This is a genomic window from Streptomyces sp. NPDC048484, from assembly GCF_040651415.1.
Classification (GTDB): Bacteria; Actinomycetota; Actinomycetes; order Streptomycetales; family Streptomycetaceae; genus Streptomyces.
Window position 1 is genome coordinate 61077 of the sequence record NZ_JBEZJY010000028.1, and the last position, 14439, is coordinate 75515.

Here is a 14439-nt window from a genome sequence, read left to right on the forward strand (position 1 = left end):
AAAAGGTTCTCCGTGCGCTTCTCCACCCGCATCCGCCGCATCACCACCCCGAAGAAGGCATTCACCGGTGCCGCCGTGGCCGCCGCCACCGCCGGCATGGTGTTCGCGGCGGGTCCCGCCCAGGCCGCTGCTCCCGCCGCCCCCGCTGCCTCCACGGCAGCCTCCTCCACCTCGGCCAAGGCGACTGCGCAGAAGATGATCCACGACGACGCGCAGTACAAGGCGTTCTCCAAGATCGTCGAGCACGAGAGCGGCTGGGACGTCGACGCCACGAACGCCTCCTCCGGCGCCTACGGCCTGGTGCAGGCCCTGCCGGGCTCGAAGATGGCTTCCGCCGGTTCCGACTGGAAGACGAACGCGGAGACCCAGATCAAGTGGGGCCTCGACTACATGAACGACCGCTACGGCAGCCCCGCTGAAGCCTGGAACTTCTGGCAGGCCAACGGCTGGTACTGAGTCGGCCGAACAGCGCCCGCGAGACACCGCTCACGACCCCCCTGCACGACACCAGCCCCCTGTACGCGAAGGCGGCGGCCCCCCGATCCCCGGGCCGCCGCCTTCGCCCTGCGCACCCCTGGGCCCCACCCGGCCCGCCCGGCCCGCCGAGCAGATCCCCGGGGGTGCCCCCTACGGGCTCACGCGGTCGAAGTACCGCACCACCTGCGGCGCCGACCGCGCCAACGTCGTGAAGTGGTCCGCGTCCGCTCCCTGGTCCACGAGCTGCGCCCGCACCCCGCGCTTCGCGAGGTCGCGGGCGCAGCTGCGGGCGTTCCCGATGGGTACGTCGCTGTCGACCCTTCCCGCGTACAGCCGCACCGGCACGTCCGGCTTCCACGCACACCCCTCACTGTTGCCCCTCAGTGTTCGCAGGAACGCGCCCGTTGGCTTTCGCAGCTCCTTCAGAAACCCGGGCATCAGCAGTTTCTCCACCGTGGGCGCCAGCCCCGCGATGACGTCCTCCTCCTCGTGCTCACCGTCGAAGAGCCCTTCGACGCGGGCCGCGTACGGCGCGCGGAAGACCTCGGCCGGGTCCTTCCAGAGCGGGTGGAGCCGGTTCTGGGCGACCAGGAAGTACGAGATGTAGAGGACACCGCTGATGTCGTTGACCCGGCCGTCGTACAGTCCGGGGATCTCCTCACCCGTCAGGTCGTACGGCCCGGCGACCGGAGCCAGCGCCTTCAGCCGGAAGCGCCGGTCGGCTCCCTCCTCGATCGCGTGCCCCAGAGCCATGGCGACCGCCCCGCCCTGGGAGAACCCGGTCGCGTACACGTCCCCGGTGAGCGGCCTCCCGAGCTGTCCTGCCGCCGTGCGCGAGGCACGCAGCATGTCCACCGCGGCGGTGACGGAGGAGCGGGTGTCCATGTACGGGTGGCGTCCGGGCCCGTCGCCGAGCCCGAGGTAGTCCGGCGCGGCGACGGCACGGCCCGCGGAGGCGTTCAGGTAGGACGGGATGCGCCCGAAGTCCTCGCCCGCGGAAGGCGCGTACCCGCGGTGGACCATCGTGCCGTGCGTGTCGGAGACGAGGTCGAGCCGGTGGCCGCCGCCCTTGGGGAGACTCAGCAGGCCGGTGGCGGTGGTGGGTTTCCCGAACGGGTCGACGGTCCGGTACGTCAGCCGGTACGCCCGCACCCCGTACCGCACGGTGCCGGTGGCGATGTCGCGCCCGGCGAGGAACTTCCGCACACCGGTGGCGTCGTGGGAGGCGGCCGAGGTCATGGCGAGTAACTCGCCGCGTTCCGTGCCGTGGCCTACGGGGCCATTCAGGGCGGTGGCCGCCGGAGTGGCGGCGAGCAGCAGGACGGCGGCTCCTGCGAGTCCTCGCCACGCACGCCGATCGGGTGTTGTTTCCTGGTTTCCGCGTTCATCATCGCTCATGTCCAGGACGCTACGGAAGCCCGCTTCGTCCCGACATCCGAGTATCCCCCGGACTTGCGGTGGACCTGAGTACACCGGGGCGCCGGCGGAGAGATCTGAACCGAACGTCGAGTTGACCAAGCTGACCAAGCTGACCAATGGGAGACGCGCAGGTGCCGGGACGGACTACAACCGCTGAATGATCGTCCCGGTCGACAGCGCCCCGCCCGCGCACATCGTGATGAGGGCGAACTCCTTGTCCCTGCGCTCCAGTTCGTGCAGTGCGGTGGTGATGAGCCGGGCCCCGGTGGCGCCCACCGGGTGGCCCAGGGCGATCGCGCCGCCGTTCACGTTCACCTTCTCCAGGTCCTGCTCGAAGACCTGCGCCCAGCTCAAAACCACTGACGCGAAGGCCTCGTTGATCTCTACGAGGTCGATGTCCTTCAGGGTCATCCCGGCCTTGCCCAGGACGGCCTTCGTCGCGTCGATCGGGCCGTCGAGGTGGAAGTGCGGGTCGCAGCCGACCAGTGCCTGGGCCACGATCCGTGCGCGCGGGCGGAGCTTCAGCGCCCGCGCCATCCGCTTGGACGCCCACATGATGGCGCAGGCGCCGTCGGAGATCTGGGACGAGTTGCCCGCCGTGTGGACGGCTGTCGGCATGACCGGCTTCAGCTTCGCCAGTGCCTCCATGGACGTGTCGCGAAGACCTTCGTCGCGGTCGACGAGCCGCCACATGCCCTGCCCGGCGCCCTGCTCCTCCTCCGTGGTCGGAACCTGCACGGCGAAGGTCTCCCGCTTGAAGCGTTCCTCGGACCAGGCGTTGGCCGCGCGCTCCTGCGAGACGAGCCCGAGCGAGTCGACGTTCTCCCGGGTCAGCGCACGATGACGCGCGATCCGCTCCGCCGCCTCGAACTGGTTCGGCAGGTCCACGTTCCACTCGTCGGGGAACGGCTTGCCCGGCCCGTGTTTGGACCCGGAGCCCAGCGGCACACGCGACATGGCCTCGACGCCGCACGAGATCCCGACGTCGATCACGCCGGCCGCGACCATGTTGGCGACCATGTGCGAGGCCTGCTGTGAGGAGCCGCACTGGCAGTCGACCGTCGTCGCCGCCGTCTCGTACGGCAGACCCATGGTCAGCCAGGCAGTGCGCGCCGGGTTCATGGACTGTTCACCGGCGTGCGTCACCGTGCCGCCGACTATCTGCTCGACACAGTCGGCGTGGATGCCGGTACGGCCGAGAAGTTCACGGTAGGTCTCGCCCAACAGGTAGGAAGGGTGCAGATTGGCGAGCGCGCCGCCGCGCTTGCCGATGGGGGTGCGCACGGCTTCGACGATCACGGGTTCCGCGGCCATGGGGAGTTCCTCTCCTCGGGTCACCCGCGCGGCGCGGGCGTCCCGGCCCACCCGCCACGCTCAACTAGTACGCGTTCTAGTTCTGTGTGCAGTCTGCTGACCCGGCGTCCGTCACCGCAAGAGTCGTGCAGCCCCTGAAGTCGTGATCTACACGTATCCCGCACGGAATTCGGGGTGTCATGCCCCTTGCCTCTTGTAGAACCCGTTACTACCTTCACGACAATTCCCGGTTCCTGATGGGCCGTCAGAACCCGACCGTCGCACGACCTGGAGTTGCCGATGCCCTGCCCAGCGCTGCCCGACGGGTTCGATTTCACCGACCCCGATCTGCTGCACCACCGCGTGCCCCTCCCGGAGTTCGCCGAGCTGCGTCAGGCTGAACCGGTTCGCTGGATTCCCCAGCCGCTCAACCTCGCCGGCTTCGGGGACGAGGGCTACTGGGCCATCACTCAGCACGCCGACGTCAAGTACGTGTCCACGCACCCCGAGTTGTTCTCCTCCACCCTCAACACCGCGATCATCCGGTTCGGCCCGCACATGGAGCGGGACGCGATCGACGCCCAGCAGCTGATCCTGCTCAACATGGACCCGCCCGAGCACACCCGGGTCCGCCAGATCGTCCAGCGCGGCTTCACCCCGCGCGCCATCCGCGCCCTGGAGAAGAACCTGCACGCCCGGGCGGGCCGGATCGTCGAGACCGCCCTCGCGAACGCCGGACCCGGCGGCTCCTTCGACTTCGTCACCGAGGTCGCCAGCGAGCTGCCCCTGCAGGCGATAGCGGAACTCATCGGCATCCCGCAGGACGACCGCTCCAAGATCTTCAACTGGTCCAACAAGATGATCGCCTACGACGACCCGGAGTACGCGATCACCGCGGAGATCGGCCAGGAGGCCGCCACCGAGATCCTCGCCTACGCGATGAACATGTCGGCCGACCGCAAGCAGTGCCCCGCCAAAGACATCGTCTCCACGCTGGTGGCCGCCGAGGACGAGGGCAACCTCGCCTCCGACGAGTTCGGCTTCTTCGTGCTGATGCTGGCCGTCGCGGGCAACGAGACAACCCGTAACGCCATCACGCACGGCATGCACGCCTTCCTCACCCACCCCGACCAGTGGGACCTCTACAAGCGGGAGCGCCCGGCGACCGCCGCGGAGGAGATCGTCCGCTGGGCGACCCCCATCGTCTCCTTCCAGCGCACGGCGACCCAGGACACCGAACTGGGCGGCAAACAGATCAGGAAGGGCGACCGCGTCGGCCTCTTCTACTCGTCCGCCAACAACGACCCCGCGGTCTTCGACTCACCGGAGGTCTTCGACATCGACCGCGACCCGAACCCGCACCTCGGTTTCGGGGGCGGCGGCCCGCACTTCTGCCTCGGTAAGTCGCTGGCCACCCTGGAGATCGACCTCATCTTCAACGCGATCGCCGACGCGATGCCCGATATGCGTCTCGTCTCGGATCCGCGCCGACTGCGCTCGGCCTGGATCAACGGTGTCAAGGAACTGCAGGTCAGCGCCGGTTGACCCGCAGCCGGGGAGGCAGGGGCGCCCACCTGCGCCGCGCCCCTGCTTCTCCGGGTTCTCTCCCACGCCTCTCGGGGTTCTCTTCCACGCACCTTGGGGTTCTCTCCCACGCGTCTCCGGGTTTTCTTCCACCGGCGACCCGTGAACGTTTCTGTTCCGTTGCGCGTCTTCACGGGTGGCACAAACAACTCACACCTTCGAAGATTTCGAACGGAAACGCCGAGCCGTGGTCCCAGCCGAACTGTCCCCCGTCCGGCGGAAGGGCGTCGGGGCCGCCCGGAAGCAGGGCCTCCGACCGGTTCTGCGGCGGCACCGTGTGCCACTCCTCGCCACCGTGCCGACCGTTCCGCTGTACGTGGTCTGGTGGCTGTTCCTCGCCACCGGCGGCGGCGATCTGGCCGCACAGGAGGCCTGGGCCGGCTTCGTGTCCCAACACGGCGGTTCCGCGTACAGCCTCTTCTGGTACGGCGGGATGCACACCGCCAACTACAGCCTGATCTCGCCCTACCTGATGGCCGCCTTCGGCGTGCGGACGGTCACCGTGACGGCCGGACTGCTGGCCGCCTGGCTGGCCGCGGCGCTCATCGTCCGTACGGGGATCCGCCGCCCCCTCGGCCCGGCGCTGCTCGCGTCGCTCGCGCTGTGGTGCAACGTCGCGTCGGGGCGTACGACGTTCGCGCTCGGTGTCGCCCTGGGGCTCGCGGCCTGCGTGCTGCTGACCCGGGAGCGGCGGACAGCGCCGGCGGTGGCGTACGCGACGCTCGCTGCCACGGCGAGCCCGGTGGCGGGCCTGTTCCTGGTCGTCGTGGGGGCCGGCCACGCCCTCGCACGGGACCGGGCGCGGGCCCTCGCGCTGATCGTGCCCCCGGTCGTGGTGGTGGGCGCGACCACTGTGCTCTTCCCGTTCACCGGCGAGCAGTTGATGCCCGCCGCCCGGATCTGGCCGCCTGCGCTGATCGGTGTCGTCGTGCTGACGCTGGCCCCGCGCGAGTGGCTGGTGCTGCGCTGGAGCGCCATCGTGTACGCGGCCGGGACGGTCCTCACCTACCTGATCCCCTCACCGGTCGGCACGAACGTGGAGCGGCTCGCGGAGCTGTTCGCCCCCGCCGCCCTGCTGGCCGCCCTGCTCGCGGTACCCGGCCCGGGGCACACGGCGGAGACCGACCCCGCCCGGTGGCGCAGCCACAGAAGGAGACGGGTCGCGCTCACCGTGGCGCTGGTGTTCTCCGTGGGCTGGGTCGGCAAGAAGACGGTCGATGATCTGGCGGTGTCGACGGTGGTGCCGGCCTGGGCTCATGACACCACCAGCGTCGTGGAGGCCCTGGACCGGCTCGGCGCCGACCGTACCCGGGTCGAGGTGGTCCCGGCCCGCAACCACCGCGAGGCCACCGCACTGGCCCGGCACGTGAACCTGGCCCGGGGCTGGAACCGGCAGCTGGACATGGAGCGCGGCCGGCTCTTCTACGACGGGACGTTCTCGCCCAGGACGTACCGGGCCTGGCTGGACCGGTGGGCGGTCGGCTTCGTCGTACTGCCGTCGGGGAAACCGGACGGCTTCGCGGAGGACGAGGCACGCCTGGTCAGGGCCGGCACCCCGTGGCTGGAGCCGGTGTGGAGGGACGCGAACTGGCGGATCTACCGGGTGCGCGGGGCGGTGCCGATGGTGTCGGCGCCCGCCACGGTCGTGCGGGCCGACAGCGCCGAGGTCGTGGTGCGTGTCCCGCGCCCCGGCCCGGTAACCTTGCGGATCGTCTTCTCGCCCTGGCTGTACGCCGAGGGCGGCTGCCTCGCGAAACAGGGCGAGTTCACGCGGCTGACGGTGACCGAGCCGGGCGAGTACCGGATCAGCTCGGGGTACGGCCCTTCGCCGGGGCCGGCCCCGCGATGCTGACCTCCCCGGCTCCCTCGGCCTCCTCCGCCTCCCCGGTCTTCCCGCCCGCCCCGGACTCCGCGGCCTGCCCGGCCGGTTTCGCGAGCGGCCGGGGCCTGGGGCCCTGGAGCAGGTAGGTCAGTGCGAAGCCGGCGCCGACGACGGCCGCGCCGCCCACCGCGTCCAGCACCCAGTGGTTGCCGGTCGCCACGATCGCGGAGACCGTGAACAGCGGGTGCAGCAGACCGAGGGCCTTCATCCACCACCTGGGGGCGAGGACCACGATGACGAGCCCGCACCACAGCGACCAGCCGAAGTGCAGCGAGGGCATCGCCGCGTACTGGTTGGTGAGCGCGGTCAGCGTCCCGTAGTCCGGCTGGGTGAAGTCCTGCACACCGTGCACGGTGTCGATGAAGCCGAGGCCTGGCATCAGCCGCGGCGGGGCCAGCGGGTAGAGCCAGAACCCGACGAGCGCGAACAGCGTGGCGAAGCCGAGTGCCGCGCGGGCCCAGCGGTAGTCGGCGGGCCGGCGGACGTACAGGACACCGAGGACGCTCAGCGGGACCACGAAGTGGAACGACGTGTAGTAGAAGTTGAAGAAGTCCTCCAGCCATCCCACCTTCACCACCGCGTGGTTGACCCAGTGCTCGACGTCGATGAAGAGGAACTTCTCGATCGAGAGGATCTGCTCGCCGTGCTGCTCGGCGGTGGCCCGGCCCCCGCTGTTGGTGCCGCCGGTCGCCGCGAGCCTGACCTGCTGGTACGCGGAGTAGCCGACCCGGATCAGCAGCAGTTCGAGGAGCAGGTTCGGCCGGGTGAGGACGCGGCGCAGGAACGGCAGCAGGGGCACCCGCTTCCACCGCGTGGGCACCGGCTCGGCGTACTCGGTCGGGACGGGCGACCGGTAGTACTCCGACGTACGGGACAGAAACGGAACCACGGTCGCCGCGGCGAGGGCGGCGAGCAGCACGATGTTGTCGCGCAGCGGGTAGAGCGACTCCATGTTCGGCAGCATCATCTTGGCCGGCAGCGTCATCACCAGGATGACGGCGACGGGCCACACGTACCGGTCGCCCGCCTTCTTGCCGACCCGGCCGGCCAGCGCGAGCAGTACCCACAGCAGCTGGTGCTGCCAGGTGGTCGGCGCGACGGCGACGGCGACACAGCCGGTGACCGCGACGGCGAGCAGCAACTGCCCGTCGCGGGCGTAGCGCACGGCGCGGCGCAGGCCGAGCACGGCGACGGCGGTGCCGAGCGCCAGGAAGAGCGCGATCTCCAGCGGGCCCTCGACGCCGATCCGCAGCAGCGCCCCGTGCAGCGACTGGTTGGCGAGATCGTCGGCGGGCCGGCCGAGCCCGACCCCGACCAGGTGGTGCACCCAGTACGTGTACGAGTCGTGCGGCATCGCCGCCCACGCGAGCGCGGTGGACGCGGCGAAGGCGACCCCGGTGGCGCCGGCGGCCCGGCGGCGGCCGGTGAACCACAGAAGCGGTGCGAACAGCAGGACGGTCGGCTGGAGCGCCGCCGCGAGGCCGATCAGCACTCCGCTCGACCGTTCCCCGCGTACGGCGAAACACCCGAGGAGCACCAGCAGTACGGGGATGATGCTGGTCTGGCCGAGATACAGCGTGTTGCGCACGGGCAGCGACAGCATGAGCAGGCTGATCGCGACAGGCGCGGCCAGCAGGGCCGTACGGCGGCTCACGGGTTGCGGCAGGGCGCGCGCGGCGACCAGGCCGAGGGCGACCACCAGCAGCAGCGTGCCGAAGGTCCAGCCCCAGCCGAGAGCCTGCTCGGCCGCCTTGGTGAGGGGTTTGAGGACGAGTCCGCCGAACGGTGTGCCCGTGAACCGCGTCGAGTCGTACAACGACCCGTTCACATGCAGCACGCCCTCGGGGCCGACCCAGGTCTCCAGGTCCGTCAGGCGTTCACCCTTCGGTGTGCCCAGGACGACGGCGACCTGTCGTACAGCCAGGATGGCGGCGATCAGCCAGAGGCCCGCGCGGACCATGCCCAGCCGCGCCTTCGCCGATCCTGGCGCCGTCGCCCCGAAGGCATCACCTGGTCGTCCACCGTGCTCCACGTTCGCCACGTGCCGTCGGCCCTCCCGCCCCGTTCGTCCCCTATCGCCCCATGAGTCCCATGGGTCTCGTGCGTCTGTTTTCCGTTCGACACCAAGAGGCTCGCACCACCCCCGCTGTGAGACGCAGGCAACCCCCTCTTCACCTGACGTCCTTCATTCTTTTGTCCGGATGGAGGTGTTGTACGGCCGATACGGCTCTCCGGCGCGCCGCCACGCGAGGCCGTGTCGGGAATACAGCCACCCAGCCTGCTGGTAACCGGCTGAATTCGGCTACGGAACTAGTTAGCGCGTCTAAGTAGGCAGACGAAAGGCTTACCGGGTGACCGAGCCGCAGCCATGGCACGACGTGGACGCCTATTTCACCGGGCCCCTCGCCCCGCCGGGCCGGAGGCCGCCCTCACCGACGCGCTGCGCGACAGCGACGCCGCAGGCCTGCCACAGATCAGCGCCTCCGCCAACCAGGGCAAACTGGTGCATCTCCTCGCCACGATCCAGGGCACGACGCGCATCCTGGAGATCGGCACGCCGGGCGGCTACAGCATCATCCGGCCGGCCCGGACCCTCCCGCGGGACGGCAGTAGGCGCCGCTCGCGTACGTTCTCCAAACGCCCTGCTCAGCCCTCTGCACGGACCACCCGCTCAAACCCCTTGCCCGGATCTCCCGCCCGGGCCTCCCGCTCAGGCCTCCTGGTAGAAACCCACGTTCACGCTGCGGGGCCCCCTGCGGTCCGATATGACGAGTTCGCCCGCACCGCCCATGGGCAGTTTCGCCGTCCCGCCGTACGGCAGCGTCTGCTGGGCTCCGCCCACCAACGCGAACCGCACCTCGGACGACGGGTCCTCGTGCGAGCCCCGCAGCCAGGTCACCTGCCAGGTCCCCTCCGGCCCGCACAGGAACTCCAGGTGGACCCGCGAGACGAACAGCCAGTCGTCGGGCGTCGCGAGGCGGCACGCGCCCCGGTCGCGCCCCACCCGCAGCACGGCGCCCGGTTCGCTCGGCGCGTCGGCCATCTGCATTCCGGCCGTCGCGCCGGCGTCCGTCCCGGACACCGAGGCCATGGTGAGTTCGAGCACGTGCGCTCCTTCGTTCCCGCGCGTTGCCGCGGTTCAATTGTGCCGCGCCGGAGCCTGTTTGACGCCCGACGACGTATCGCCGCCGAATGATAAAGCGCCCGGACGTGCACCGTCCCGCACAGTCGCATACCGTTCGGCGCACTCGCACGCCCTCCGGCACAATGAACTCATGACCGAGCGCAAGCCTCCCGGAGTCAGCTTCGAGTCCTGGGTCGACAGACAGGTCCGCGAAGCGGAGGCCCGCGGCGAGTTCACCGAACTCGCCGGTGCGGGCAAGCCACTGCCGAGCGGCCCCGACACGTCGTACGACGAACTGTGGTGGATCAAGCAGAAGATGGCCCGCGAGGGCCTGTCCGTGCTGTCCCCGACACTGGAGTTGCGCAAGGAGGCGCAGGACGCGCTGGAGGAGGCCGCCGCGGCGCCCTCGGAGCGGGTGGTACGGCGGATCGTCACGGAGATCAACGCGAAGATCCGCGAGATGATGTTCAAGCCGCCGCCCGGACCGCCGCTGGGTCTGAAGCCGTACGACGTGGAGGAGATCGTCCGCGACTGGCACGAGCGCCACACCGGCTGACACCGACCGGCCGGTCCGGAAGGCCCCTGCGGGCCGGGCATGCGTGAGCCCGGGCATGAGTGAGGCCCTGCCCCGGCGCACCGCCCGGACAGGGCCTTACCGCTCAAGTCACCTACTGCTCAAGTCACCTACCGGCCAAGTCGCCTACCGCGCGGTCGAGTTCACGCAGGCGGCGGATGGGTTCATATCCTCAGCAGGCGTTCCGCGAGCTCGCGGTAGTCCTTCAGGGCCAGCCGCAGCTGTTCCGTGTCGGCCTTGTCTTCGCCGGTGGCCTGCCAGGACGTACGCAGGGCGCGTCGTCGCTGTGTGACAGCGTCGGCGAACCGCTCCGCGACCTCCTGCAGCACCTGGTCCGCCTCCTCGACCGAGCCCTTGGGCCCGTCGACGAACGCGGTGACCGCGTGCTGCAGCCGCAGCGACCACTTGTCGCCCTCGTCGTGCGGCATGAGCCGCCCGCCGGTGCCCGCGTCGGCCCCGGCGTTCACCCTCGCCTCGGCGCCCCGGATGCCCTCGCGGGACGCGCTGCTCCGGCCGCCCGTGCCCGTCGGGCCGGTGATGCCCTCACGAGCCGGTGAGCGGTCGTGCTCCGCCGCGCCCGGGCCGGCCGGAATCCTCTCACCGCCGACCACCGTGTCCCGGCCCTCACGGGCACGCTCCTGGGCCGCCGTGTCCCGGCCGCCCAGCACATCGTCATGCGTGCCAGTGCCCGTACCCGTACCTGGGCTTGTACCGATGCCGGTGCCGGTGCCCGAACCCGTGCCGGTCCGAGCCGCGCCGCCTTCGGGGGCACGCGTGCCGGCACCCTCGCGGCCGGCCACGCCCTCACGGACCGTGTCGCTGCCGGTGCCCCTCGCGCCGCTCGTTCCCGGCGTCCTCGTTCCCGGCGTTCCCGGCGTCCTCGTCGTGTCGTCCCGCTCGCTCCGCTGATCCCTGGACGGTCCCGCCGCACTGTTGTCCGGCATGCGTCTCAACTCCCCTTCACATGGCGCCTGTTGAGTGCCCACGGCGCGCGCGAACGGCCGCGGGCGCTGTCGGTTCGGGCGGTCGCGGGTGTCTCGGGTGCTTCCGCGCCGTCCTTGTCATACGCGCCGTCCCTGTCGTACGCGCCATTCCTGTCGTACGCGCCATTCCTGTCGTACGCGTCGTCCTTCCGCAGCCGCGCCTTGCCGTCGCGGGCGGAGGTGGTCAGGTCTTCGAAGAGGGCGCGGGCCTCGACCAGCGCCTCACGCAGTCCCTCCGTGTCGGGCCGGCCCGCGGCGGCGCCGTTCGCGTGCGCCGCGAGGTGGACACGGCGGTAGCCGTTCACATGGTGCGCGTGGTGCACGGAGAGCGCGGAGAGCTGCTCCTCGTAGCGGCCGCCGTCCGGGAAACCGCGTGCGCCCGCCACCTCGGCGAGCAGCCGGTCCGCCTCGACGACGGCGTCACGCGGCGAGTCGACGAACTGCTCCTGGACCGCGGTCCATCGGACGGCGTACCGCTCCCGCGCCGCGGGGTCCAGCGGCTGCTCGCGCAGCGACCCGTGCTGCTGCACACGCTCTTCAAGTTCGCGTTCGGCGGCCTTGGAGTCGCCGTCGTGCCGGGCGACCGCCCGGTCGTACTCGGGTCCGAAGCGCCGCTTCAGACCTCGCCCGCCGCCCGCCCCGCGAGCCATCACGAGCCGAGCGATCACGGCGGCGACTAGGGCCACCGCGATCACGATCAGAACGATGATCACGCCTGTGGACATGGATTGCCTTCCGGGTTCTGGGCCCAGTGGGCCGGTTCTTTCGTCGGGTTGCCCGGACTCCGGCGCCCAAACGGCCCTGAGCAGATCGGAGTTGGGAACGTGGCGAACCAGAGCCCGCCGGTGCGCCGGGCACTGGTTCGCCAAGCCGCTCATCGCCTGAGCAGCCCGCGCGTCCCTCCCAGCCCTCCCAACTCTCGCAACCCGCACAGCCCGCACTGCCCTCGCAGCCCTCGCGTACAGGTGCCGGGCCGCACCGGGTTCACTTCGTGAGCCACGCCCGGCCGGCCGGCTTGGGCACGGTCTCGTTGCGGGGACGTTCCTCGTCGGAGCCGCACATCTCGGCGGTCAGCTCCGCCACGAGCTGCACGAGGTCGGTCGGCCGGTCCGGGCCCCACCAGTCGCCGAGAAGCTCGGCGAGGGACTCCTCCCGAGCCTCGGCCAGCTTCTCGGCCACCTCACGGCCCCGCTCGGTGAGGACGAGGTCGAGGCCCTCGCGCAGGGCCAGCTGCCGCTCCTCCACCTGGCGGGAGGCCGCGATGGCGACATGCAGGGGCACCGCGCTGTGTTCGGCGAGGGCGCCGGGCTCGGCCCAGCCGTAGCGCCTGATGCGCAGCAGCAGCCAGCTCGCGGCGGGCAGCAGGTCGTACCCGGCCCGGGCGGTGATCTTCTCGTAGATCTGCCGCCGCCCCTCCCTGGTGCCCAGCACGGACAGCGCGCGGCACACCTCGTCGTACGAGGAACGTTCCACGGGGTTGCTGGCGAGGGTCTGGGTGGCGTCGGGTGCCGTCACCGAGCCCCGCAGCGTGTCCTCGCGCAGGAACCAGGCAAGTACGAAGCCGACGAGGGCCACCGGGGCCGCGTACACGAAGACGTCCGTGATGGAGGTGGCGTACGCCTCGACGACGGGCGGCCGGAGCGCGGCCGGCAGCTCGGCGATGATCTTCGGGTCGGATTTCAGCGCGCCGGCGCCCAGGCCCGGCGGGAGGGTCTGCCCGCGGAGCGCGGTGGTCAGTTCGGCACTCAGGCGGCTCGCGAAGAGCGAGCCGAAGATGGCGACGCCGAACGAGGCGCCGATGGACCGGAAGAAGGTGGCGCCGGAGGTCGCGACGCCCAGATCCTCGTACGAGACGGCGTTCTGCACGATCAGGACGAGAACCTGCATGACCAGTCCGAGTCCGAGGCCGAAGACGAGGAAGTACGCGCTCATCTCGCCCGTGGAGCTGTCCGCGTCGAGCCGGTGGAGGAGCAGCAGTCCGAGGGCCGTCACGGCGGTGCCCGCGATGGGGAACACCCGCCAGCGGCCCGTGCGGCTGACGATCTGCCCGGAGACGGTCGAGGAGACCAGCAGTCCGGCCACCATCGGCAGCATGTGCACGCCCGACATGGTGGGCGAGACACCCTGGACGACCTGCAGGAACGTCGGCAGGTACGTCATGGCGCCGAACATCGCGAAGCCGACGACGAAGCTGATCACCGCGGCGAGGGTGAAGGTGCGGATCCGGAACAGTTTCAGCGGAAGCACGGGCTCGGCCGCGCGACGCTCGACGGCCACGAACGCCACGGCGAGTACGGCGCCCAGGACCGCGAGGCCGATGATCTGCGGCGAGCCCCAGGCCCAGGTGCTGCCGCCGAGCGAGGCGACCAGGACCAGGCAGGTGGCGAGGGCCGCGATCAGGAACGTACCGAGGTAGTCGATCGTGTGGCGCCGGGAGCGGACCGGGATGTGCAGGACGGTGGCGATGACGGCGAGCGCGACGACGCCGACGGGAAGGTTGACGTAAAAGACCCAGCGCCAGCTCAGGTGCTCGGTGAACAGGCCGCCGAGCAGCGGGCCGAGGACGCTGGTCGCGCCGAAGACCGCGCCGAACAGGCCCTGGTATCTGCCCCGTTCGCGGGGCGGGACGATGTCGCCGACGATCGCCATCGACAGCACGATGAGCCCGCCGCCGCCGAGTCCCTGAAGGGCACGGAAGGCGATCAGCTGAGGCATGTTCTGCGCCATGCCGCACAGCGCCGAGCCGATCAGGAAGATCACGATGGCGACCTGGAACAGCTTCTTGCGTCCGTACTGGTCACCGAGTTTGCCCCAGAGCGGGGTGGCGGCCGTGGAGGCCAGCAGATACGCCGTGACGACCCACGAGAGGTGGTCGAGACCGCCGAGGTCGCTGACGATGGTCGGCAGCGCGGTCGACACGATCGTCTGGTCGAGTGCGGCGAGCAGCAGCCCCAGGAGCAGCGCCCCGATCGAGACGAGGACACCGCCCTCCATCGATGGCTTCCGTACGCTCTCGGCCGCCGCGCCGCGCACATCCTCGGCCATGAAAACCTCCCGGCCACGCATCCCGTTCCTCTTCCATCCTGGTCGGTGTGACCGGTTA

Annotated in this window: 11 protein-coding genes and 1 pseudogene; 5 read left to right on the plus strand and 7 right to left on the minus strand. The window is 70.7% G+C overall.

Going from position 1 to position 14439, the window contains the following annotated elements; all coding sequences use genetic code 11:
- Positions 1-12 precede the first annotated feature (12 nt).
- On the plus strand, positions 13-456 hold the full coding sequence (locus AB0D14_RS27055; RefSeq protein ID WP_362783815.1) for a transglycosylase SLT domain-containing protein: 444 nt from the start codon (positions 13-15) through the stop codon (positions 454-456).
- A gap of 171 nt (positions 457-627) precedes the next feature.
- Here AB0D14_RS27055 and AB0D14_RS27060 read toward each other — a convergent pair whose 3' ends face one another.
- Both AB0D14_RS27060 and AB0D14_RS27065 read right to left on the minus strand, forming a co-directional pair.
- Positions 628-1875 carry an alpha/beta hydrolase gene (locus AB0D14_RS27060; RefSeq protein ID WP_362783818.1) on the minus strand — a complete coding sequence of 416 codons (1248 nt, stop codon included), beginning with the start codon at positions 1873-1875 and terminating at the stop codon, positions 628-630.
- Between the two features lie 165 nt (positions 1876-2040).
- Positions 2041-3210 carry a steroid 3-ketoacyl-CoA thiolase gene (locus AB0D14_RS27065; protein ID WP_362783821.1) on the minus strand — a complete coding sequence of 390 codons (1170 nt, stop codon included), beginning with the start codon at positions 3208-3210 and terminating at the stop codon, positions 2041-2043.
- A 279-nt stretch (positions 3211-3489) separates the two neighbouring features.
- On the opposite strand from AB0D14_RS27065, the gene AB0D14_RS27070 reads away from it, so the two are divergent.
- Positions 3490-4734: a cytochrome P450 gene (locus tag AB0D14_RS27070; RefSeq protein ID WP_362783824.1), complete on the plus strand. Its 1245-nt coding sequence runs from the start codon at positions 3490-3492 to the stop codon at positions 4732-4734.
- A gap of 226 nt (positions 4735-4960) precedes the next feature.
- Positions 4961-6625 carry a hypothetical protein gene (locus AB0D14_RS27075; protein ID WP_362783826.1) on the plus strand — a complete coding sequence of 555 codons (1665 nt, stop codon included), beginning with the start codon at positions 4961-4963 and terminating at the stop codon, positions 6623-6625.
- Here the strand turns inward: AB0D14_RS27075 and AB0D14_RS27080 are convergent.
- A complete protein-coding gene (locus tag AB0D14_RS27080; protein ID WP_362783828.1) occupies positions 6579-8696 on the minus strand; it encodes a bifunctional glycosyltransferase 87/phosphatase PAP2 family protein in 2118 nt (705 codons plus the stop codon). The genes AB0D14_RS27075 and AB0D14_RS27080 overlap by 47 nt on opposite strands.
- Before the next feature lie 327 nt (positions 8697-9023).
- On the opposite strand from AB0D14_RS27080, the pseudogene AB0D14_RS27085 reads away from it, so the two are divergent.
- Positions 9024-9203, plus strand: a pseudogene (locus AB0D14_RS27085) (hypothetical protein); the annotation flags it as partial.
- A gap of 162 nt (positions 9204-9365) precedes the next feature.
- Here the strand turns inward: AB0D14_RS27085 and AB0D14_RS27090 are convergent.
- Positions 9366-9761, minus strand: a complete 396-nt coding sequence (locus AB0D14_RS27090; RefSeq protein WP_362783831.1) for a hypothetical protein — start codon at positions 9759-9761, stop codon at positions 9366-9368.
- A gap of 169 nt (positions 9762-9930) precedes the next feature.
- Here AB0D14_RS27090 and AB0D14_RS27095 point away from each other — a divergent pair, with 169 nt between their 5' ends.
- Positions 9931-10335 (plus strand): DUF1992 domain-containing protein, encoded by a 405-nt coding sequence (locus AB0D14_RS27095; protein ID WP_362783834.1) that lies wholly within the window; start codon positions 9931-9933, stop codon positions 10333-10335.
- Positions 10336-10517: 182 nt separating this feature from the next.
- On the opposite strand, the gene AB0D14_RS27100 is transcribed toward AB0D14_RS27095, so the two are convergent.
- From AB0D14_RS27100 to AB0D14_RS27110, 3 genes are all read right to left on the minus strand, one after another.
- Positions 10518-11297 (minus strand): hypothetical protein, encoded by a 780-nt coding sequence (locus AB0D14_RS27100; protein ID WP_362783836.1) that lies wholly within the window; start codon positions 11295-11297, stop codon positions 10518-10520.
- Positions 11298-11302: 5 nt separating this feature from the next.
- Positions 11303-12061 (minus strand): hypothetical protein, encoded by a 759-nt coding sequence (locus AB0D14_RS27105; RefSeq protein ID WP_362783839.1) that lies wholly within the window; start codon positions 12059-12061, stop codon positions 11303-11305.
- A 259-nt stretch (positions 12062-12320) separates the two neighbouring features.
- A complete protein-coding gene (locus tag AB0D14_RS27110; RefSeq protein ID WP_362783959.1) occupies positions 12321-14330 on the minus strand; it encodes an MFS transporter in 2010 nt (669 codons plus the stop codon).
- Positions 14331-14439: the final 109 nt, after the last annotated feature.

Bases quoted from the DNA above. Each gene is read 5' to 3' on its own strand.
- AB0D14_RS27060 (WP_362783818.1), bottom strand. From the start codon at position 1,875: ATGAGCGATGATGAACGCGGAAACCAGGAAACAACACCCGATCGGCGT.
- AB0D14_RS27065 (WP_362783821.1), bottom strand. From the start codon at position 3,210: ATGGCCGCGGAACCCGTGATCGTCGAAGCCGTGCGCACCCCCATCGGC.
- AB0D14_RS27070 (WP_362783824.1), top strand. From the start codon at position 3,490: ATGCCCTGCCCAGCGCTGCCCGACGGGTTCGATTTCACCGACCCCGAT.
- AB0D14_RS27095 (WP_362783834.1), top strand. From the start codon at position 9,931: ATGACCGAGCGCAAGCCTCCCGGAGTCAGCTTCGAGTCCTGGGTCGAC.
- AB0D14_RS27100 (WP_362783836.1), bottom strand. From the start codon at position 11,297: ATGCCGGACAACAGTGCGGCGGGACCGTCCAGGGATCAGCGGAGCGAG.
- AB0D14_RS27105 (WP_362783839.1), bottom strand. From the start codon at position 12,061: ATGTCCACAGGCGTGATCATCGTTCTGATCGTGATCGCGGTGGCCCTA.
- AB0D14_RS27110 (WP_362783959.1), bottom strand. From the start codon at position 14,330: ATGGAGGGCGGTGTCCTCGTCTCGATCGGGGCGCTGCTCCTGGGGCTG.